Source organism: Mycobacterium sp. TH-M106, from assembly GCF_057473765.1.
The window spans coordinates 1-6601 of record NZ_JBYCLE010000479.1 but is presented as its reverse complement, the minus strand read 5'-3'; the positions used below and the strand labels follow the sequence as shown (position 1 = coordinate 6601).

General features: G+C 66.9%; 6 protein-coding genes and 3 pseudogenes. 4 read left to right on the top strand and 5 right to left on the bottom strand.

The genetic code is table 11. From position 1 onward, the window contains the following. From AC2VOP_RS17045 to AC2VOP_RS17035, 3 genes and pseudogenes are all read left to right on the top strand, one after another. Positions 1-214: pseudogene (locus AC2VOP_RS17045) on the top strand (RES domain-containing protein); the annotation flags it as partial. A 135-nt stretch (positions 215-349) separates the two neighbouring features. Beyond that, positions 350-1252 carry an acyl-CoA thioesterase gene (locus AC2VOP_RS17040; protein WP_486962060.1) on the top strand — a complete coding sequence of 301 codons (903 nt, stop codon included), beginning with the start codon at positions 350-352 and terminating at the stop codon, positions 1250-1252. 181 nt (positions 1253-1433) lie between these two features. Continuing rightward, positions 1434-2162 (top strand): ATP-binding protein, encoded by a 729-nt coding sequence (locus tag AC2VOP_RS17035; RefSeq protein ID WP_486962059.1) that lies wholly within the window; start codon positions 1434-1436, stop codon positions 2160-2162. Positions 2163-2196: 34 nt separating this feature from the next. Here the strand turns inward: AC2VOP_RS17035 and AC2VOP_RS17030 are convergent, their stop codons facing one another. Both AC2VOP_RS17030 and AC2VOP_RS17025 read right to left on the bottom strand, forming a co-directional pair. Then, positions 2197-2871 (bottom strand): hypothetical protein, encoded by a 675-nt coding sequence (locus AC2VOP_RS17030; RefSeq protein WP_486962058.1) that lies wholly within the window; start codon positions 2869-2871, stop codon positions 2197-2199. After that, positions 2868-4535: a nuclease/transposase family protein gene (locus tag AC2VOP_RS17025; RefSeq protein WP_486962057.1), complete on the bottom strand. Its 1668-nt coding sequence runs from the start codon at positions 4533-4535 to the stop codon at positions 2868-2870. The genes AC2VOP_RS17030 and AC2VOP_RS17025 overlap by 4 nt, the downstream gene beginning before the upstream one ends. Before the next feature lie 58 nt (positions 4536-4593). On the opposite strand from AC2VOP_RS17025, the pseudogene tnpA reads away from it, so the two are divergent. After that, a pseudogene (gene tnpA, locus AC2VOP_RS17020) lies at positions 4594-4943 on the top strand (IS200/IS605 family transposase); the annotation flags it as partial. A gap of 103 nt (positions 4944-5046) precedes the next feature. On the opposite strand, the pseudogene AC2VOP_RS17015 reads toward tnpA, so the two are convergent. The 3 genes and pseudogenes from AC2VOP_RS17015 to AC2VOP_RS17005 form a co-directional block, all read right to left on the bottom strand. Further along, positions 5047-5196 (bottom strand): annotated as a pseudogene (locus AC2VOP_RS17015) (helix-turn-helix domain-containing protein); the annotation flags it as partial. A gap of 1 nt (position 5197) precedes the next feature. Next, positions 5198-5785 (bottom strand): IS607 family transposase, encoded by a 588-nt coding sequence (locus AC2VOP_RS17010; protein ID WP_486962056.1) that lies wholly within the window; start codon positions 5783-5785, stop codon positions 5198-5200. 478 nt (positions 5786-6263) lie between these two features. Then, a partial coding sequence (locus AC2VOP_RS17005) for a hypothetical protein (protein ID WP_486962055.1) occupies positions 6264-6601 on the bottom strand: 338 nt, incomplete at its 5' end.

Here is a 6601-nt window from a genome sequence, read left to right as displayed (position 1 = left end):
ACTGCATCGGGCGGGCTTTGCCGGCATCCGCTACTGGGCACGCCACGACCTCGCACACACCGCAGCCTGCCTGGCGCTGTTCGGCCCGGCGGGCGATGTCTGCGACACCGCCTTGACCGTTGTCGGCACCGAGCATCTGCCCGACCGCCGCGACCTGCTGTTCGATGTGGAAACCGAGACGGGCATCACTGTTTTGCCGGTGCCTCCGATCTGACGCGGTGAGCGTCCCGTTTTCCGAAAGCGACGGCCAGCAGGCCGTTGTGACGGTTGGCACCGACCCCTTCCATCACCGCCGCGCCGATCACCTCTGGCAAGCTGGACCCGGCAGAACGGTGAGGAGTCCTACGTCGTGGGTGAACGTGAACGTCGCGATACCGCCACACCGCACCCCTTCGACCGCGCCCTGCAGCTGGATTCCCTCGGCGCCGGCACCCTGCGCGGCCACACCCAGCCGGAGTGGGCCAACATGGTCGGGCCGTTCGGCGGGATCACCGCGGCGATCGTGCTGCACGCCGCGCAATCCCATCCCGACCGCATCGGCGACCCGCTCGCACTGACCGTCAACTACGCCGGGCCGATCGCCGACGGCGAGTTCGATATCGCCGCGCACGCCGCCCGCACCAACCGCAGCAGCCAGCACTGGGTCGTCGAACTTCGCCAGCGCGGCCAGGTCAAGACCACCGCCAGCGTCGTGTTCGGCGTCCACCGTGACACCTGGGCCGACACCGAAACCCACCCGCGCGCCACGCCGCCGCCCGAGCAGATCACCCCGGGCGGGCTGGCCGACATCATCGCCTGGGACAAGGTTTACGACATGCGCTTCGCCGAGGGACCGGTGCCCGCCGAGGGACCAGTGCCCGCCGAGGGACCGGTGCCCGCCGAAGGTGCGGTGCCCGCCGAAGGTGCGGTGCCCGCCGATCAGCCGCCGAGCCCGTCGTCGACCACCACGCTGTGGGTGCGCGACGCCGCCGGGCGTGCGATCGACTTTCCGGCGCTGGCGGCGCTGTGCGACGTCTTCTACCCCAGGGTGTTCCTGCGCCGCGGGCGGGTCGTGCCGGCCAGCACGATCTCGCTGACCAGTTACTTTCACGCGGATCAGCGCGAACTCGACACCGTCGGCAACGATTTCGTGCTGGCCAGTGCACACGCCAACCGGTTCTCCCGCGGCTACTTCGACCAGAGCGCGCACCTGTGGTCCCGCGAGGGCCAACTGCTGGCCAGCAGCCACCAGATCGTCTACTTCAAGGGCTGACCGCCGAGGCCCGCGGCCGACCGCCAGGGCTCGCCGCCCGGGTGGGAAGTGCGGGAAAACGCTAGTGAAGCGTGCGGTATATCGCTACTGAGAGCTGCGGGAAAGCGCGACTATCACTGCATGCCGATGCCCTACCTGCCCCGGCTCGTCGACCCATTGATCGAGGAGTTGTTGGCGGGCCTTGCGCGGCGGCTTCCCCGAGTCCGTGCTGGCTTCGTCGGAGCGGATCGGCCGACAGTGGCTGCGGGCATACATCGACCAGTTGATAACCCGCGACGTCGAAATGCTCGGCGCCGGCCGCGACCCGATGTTGCTACGGCGCTACCTGCACGTGCTGTGCGTGAACACCGCCGGCGCCGTCGACGCCAAAACTCTTTATGGCAGCGCCGGTATAAGCCGCATGACTGCGCTCGCCTACGACCGTCTGCTCGGCAACCTTTTGATGATCGATGAGGTGCCGGCCTGGTGGACGCACCGTCTCAAACGTCTGGTGCGCGCACCCAGGAGGTACGTCGTCGACCCGGGTATCGTTGCGGCGCAACTTCGTCTGGACATCACTGGTGTCCGCCGCGACGGTGACCTGTTAGGACGATTGCTCGATACATTCGTCATGGCGCAACTGCGTGCCGAGGCAGCCGTCAGTACTGCCGAACCCAGCCTCTATCACCTGCGGTCCGAGCAAGGACGACATGAGGTCGGCATCATCGTCGAGTACGCCGACGGACGCGTGTTCGGATTCGAGGTCAAATCAAGCGGTGGGCCGGGTCCCAGCGACGCCAAGCACCTGCAGTGGCTGCGCGATCAACTCGGCGATCGCTTCATCGGCGGCGCCGTCTTGCATTGTGGGCCTCACCGTTATCCGCTGACGGACCGCATCGTCGCTGTCCCGATCTGCTCGCTATGGACATGACGGTGCCGTGCGGGATCGAGGACGAGCGCACCGGTCAGTCCTCGAACCGCAGCGGCAGCTGCAGCCGCAGCAGCCGTGAGAACGCATCGGCAGACGCCTTTCGGCTGGGCGGCCATTCCTGCTGCCATTCCCGCAGCGGGATGTCGGCGAGCGGAGCGAACGTGCCCGCCAACCGCCGATACTCCGTTGTGCGCCAGCCCCGCAACCGGCCGTCGCCGCGCGCGAACTCCACCAGCCGGGCGATCTCCTCGCTCCTGACGTGCGGCGGACTGCCGCCGCGGACACCGACGCCGTTCATGATGCTGTGCCGGCCCAGGCGGAACGGGCGCACACCCCAGGCGGATTCGAGTGCGGTGTTGACGGCGCGGCAGTCCTCACAAGCCAGCCACGCCCAGCGTGACGGCCCCCCTGCCGTGCCCCGAAAGCAGATCATGCATAGATCGCGCTCCCGCGACACGTCGGCGTACTCCCAGACTTCCGGGGAGTCCTCGTCGCGGCAGGACTGCCACAGTATCCGAGTCCCCGGATGCCACGGATCCCTGCGCCGCACCGGGCCCCGCACGCCCCCGCAGGGAATGTGCACGCACAACTCCGTAAGACGTTGGCGCAGCGCCGCATCGGCGGCACTGAGTTTCTGCTCTTTGACTTCCTCCCCGCAGTGAACTGCGGGGATTCCTCGTGCCGGTCGGCTGTCTCGATGGCCGCTCATGCGGCCATCGCCGTGGGCTGGTCGGCAGTGGAGGTTCGCGCCGAGCGGCTCTGTCGCGTCCTGGCCCGCGCTGCGCGTCGGGCTTTGATGCGCGCCACCGACCTCCGCGAGGGCGGATGTCTGCGGCCTCGCCGCTTGCGTGCTTGCGCACTACGGCTGGACTTCGGCGACTCGTCGACGTCCTGACGATGCAGCCAGCCAATGTTGGCTGCCTGCAAGTCCAGCCGATCGACCCCATCAGCGGCCGTGTGGACATGCAGTCCCAGGAACGCCGAAAACAGGTCGCGACCTTCTCGAATGCCGCACTCGCAGCGGTGGGTCCGTTGCGAAAGCGGTTTCTTCTTGCGGTTCCCGCACAGGCAGGTTTGCGACAAGGCGGTGGTGCGCGGGTTGTACTCGTAGAGTGGCTGCCCGCCGGCGCTTTCAGCCTTGCGGCGCATCACCTCCACCAGCAACCCTGGTGCCCTATCGCGCACACTGCGCGGAAAGCTCTTCTGCCACGACACATAATCTAGCCGCTCGCACGCGAACTGGCTGCCGTGGCCCAGCAGCCGGTTGCCCAGCGCCCCATGCAGGGACTTGCGGTGCTCGGCCAGGCGGCGATGCAACTCGGCCACCCGCATCGCGGTCCGCTGCGCGGCCCGCGAACGCCGCCACCGGCACCGGGCCCACGCGTGGGTGCCATCGGCGCGGAAACACTCCGGTGATCCGGCGCGGTGCTGACGATCCAGATGCCGCTGGGCGCGCCGCAGCCGCATCGTGTCCAACCCGATGGCATCGGCCAGCGGCTCCACCCACCCCGACCAGCTCCCATCACCGCGCGACACGGCCACCGCGATCTGGCTCGGGCCGAGGTCGAACGACACCCGCCCGTCGCCAATCGGGTGCCGCCGGGTTGGGCGCCCATCGCAGACCAGCTGCATGCGGTAGGTGTCGCGCCCGTTGATCACGGTGCGCACAATCCGCGTCGATAACACCTTGCCCGCCGCGATCAGCGCCTCAATCTCGGCGAGCTCGGCCTGCTGTTCCGTCTCGCGCCGCCCCGACGCGGCCGGCACGGCGATCGCCACCACAAACCCCGCTCCCCACTGCAAACCGACCAGCCGCCCAGCCTCATCGGTCTTGGGACGCAACCCGCCGTTGCCGTCCTTGGCCGCCAACGAACGCAGTCCCCGCTTGGTCGACTTGAACCGCGGCTTGCCTTTCTTACCGAGGTGCCAGTGTTTGACAGCGTCGAACGCTCGCGCCCCCAGGTTCTGGGTCTCCTGAGCAGGCAACTGTTCGCGCACCCATGACTTGCGCAGCGAGGAGGCGAATGACTGCGCGGCGTCGGCGGTGAACCCATGTGCGGCCTGCACCGCCCGAAAAGCCGATCGCCGGAGCTGACACTCAGCTGGACTGCGGTGCGGCAGCTCCCGCGCCACCTGCCAGTCCGGATCGGCCTTCACCGCGCGGCTACGCGTGATGAACTCCCCCAGCACCGCGTTATACACCCGCACCCCGGTGAAAAACCGAATACCGATCTCACGGCACTGCGTTGGATTCGGCCGCAGCGGCCACGACCGCACATGCGTCGGCGCGCCCCTGACCCGCTTACGCGCCCTCGGCCCGCGCACCGGCTGCTCACCAGTCGGTGTCGGTGGGATGCGGTAGGTCTTACCCACAGCACAACCGTAGAAGCGCCCACCGACACAAACGACGTATCGCCGCGCTCGGCACAGCGTGTCGGCACTGCACGCCCACCTGATTTTCGTCACCAAGTTTCGACGCAAACTGTTCACCGATCCGATGCTCACCTTCGCCGAAGTCACCATGCGCACCGTGTGGGCCGAGCTCGATGTCGAGCTGGTCGAATTCAACGGTGAGGCCGACCATGTCCATCTCTGGTCGCTTACCCGCCCACGCTGGCGATCTCCGTTCTCGCGCAACGTCTCAAAGGCCGCACCACGTACGAGGTGCGCCGCGAATTCACCGGTGCGTGTGTCCGCGCCCGCATGCGCGGCCACCTGTGGTCCCCGTCCTATTTCGCCGTCTCCTGCGGAGGCGCGCCCCTGTCCATCATCAAGCAATACATCAACGGACAAACCCGACCACTCTGAGCGCCGGGCTGCGCCCGGCGACACACGGGATGGGCTCACCCCGCCATAAATGGTGAGGCTTGCGCCCAAGAATTCGGTCAGCTTTCAAGGTGGCGACCGTCCAGTTGAAAGCCTTACGACGGGCACCGAAATGCCTGGCCAACGCCCGATCCTGATCTTCGGTTGGGTCCAGCGTGAACCGGTACGCTTGGACCGTCCAGCCGTCAGGATCCTCGAATTTCGCCACCTCAGGCCGCCTCGCGATCCCCGTCGCCAGCCGCCGCGGCGACGGCACGCTGAGCACGGTTGGCAGCAGCACGTTTGCCGTAGCGTCGAGCACACATCGACGTCAAGATCTCGGTGATCTCGCGCACCAGGTCATCGTCAACCTCGGCCGAATCCACCACAATCAGCTCACGGCCTTGGGCGGCCAGTGCGGCCTGAACATACTCGGAACCGAACCGGCAGAACCGGTCCCGATGTTCCACCACGATCCGCGTTACGGCCGGATCACGCAGCAGCGCAAGGAACTTGCGGCGGTGCCCGTTCAGCGCTGACCCGACTTCGGTAACGACCTTGTCGACAGGTATCTGTGCAGCCGTCGCCCACGAGGTCACCCGCGCTACCTGCCGATCCAGATCCGATTTCTGATCAGCCGACGACACCCGCGCGTACACTGCCGTCCGCCCTCGCCGGGCCGGCGCCCCGACGGGCTCGTCGACGAGAATCAGTCGCCCAACCTTGCGGGCCGGCACCGGCAACAGGCCGGCGCGAAACCAGCGATACGCAGTCACCCGCACCACACCATTGCGCTCAGCCCACACCGCCAGATTCATGCTTCTGTTCCTACAGCACACCACCGACAAACAGGCCTGTCGACCTCACCCGACAGCGTCGGGGTTGGCAACTGTTGAAGCTTGGGTGTGCTTGAGTGCACTTTGATGTGTTCGAGGATTGCTTGTTGTAGGGCGAAGCTAGGGTCGCAGCATAACTTAATCCCCGTGACTGGCCGGGATATGTCAGTTGTGGTCCAGTCGGGACCACGGCGCCGTTCGTCAGCAGTTACAGCGGCAGCGCTGGAGACGCCGGGCCAGACCAGCGCAGACCGCTGGCCTGGCGAGCCCAGGTAAGACCGATCCGCGCAAGCGGCGGCCCTGGGCAGTGAAGCCAGAACCCAAACCCCGCAGGGGGACGCCACACGAGCGTGTCACTAAAACACACTCGGTGGCAACGGGAAGGGACATGGACGAGATCATGCTGGGCATGCCGACACACCACTCCTAGGCAACAGGTTTCAGTTTGCCGTTCATCCGATCAGTCAGATCCGCCGACGAGCGCGGGGCCGGCGTCAGCGCCAGCATCGACGTGCTCGCCAGCGGCCCGCAGCAGGGTGGCCTTGGCGGCCTCCCACCGGGCGTTGATGGCGTCGATACCCCACACCGGCATCGACATGATGAGCCCGCAGACCACCACCATCACCGTATCCATGTAGCTTCGTGCGGAGAAATCCGGAGCAGGGGCGTCCAGCGCTTCCGCAGCGCCGACAGCGAGTCGATAGATATGTTCCTCCAGTGACTTCACCGTCTTGGCCAGCTGGGCATCTGCCCAGCACGCGACCCACAGGTGCACCACCGAAAGTGCTTGCGGTGTAG

What these genes read in the sequence shown, in the direction of transcription:
- AC2VOP_RS17030 (WP_486962058.1), bottom strand. Translation starts at nt 2,871, where the DNA reads ATGAGCGGCCATCGAGACAGCCGACCGGCACGAGGAATCCCCGCAGTT.
- AC2VOP_RS17010 (WP_486962056.1), bottom strand. Translation starts at nt 5,785, where the DNA reads ATGAATCTGGCGGTGTGGGCTGAGCGCAATGGTGTGGTGCGGGTGACT.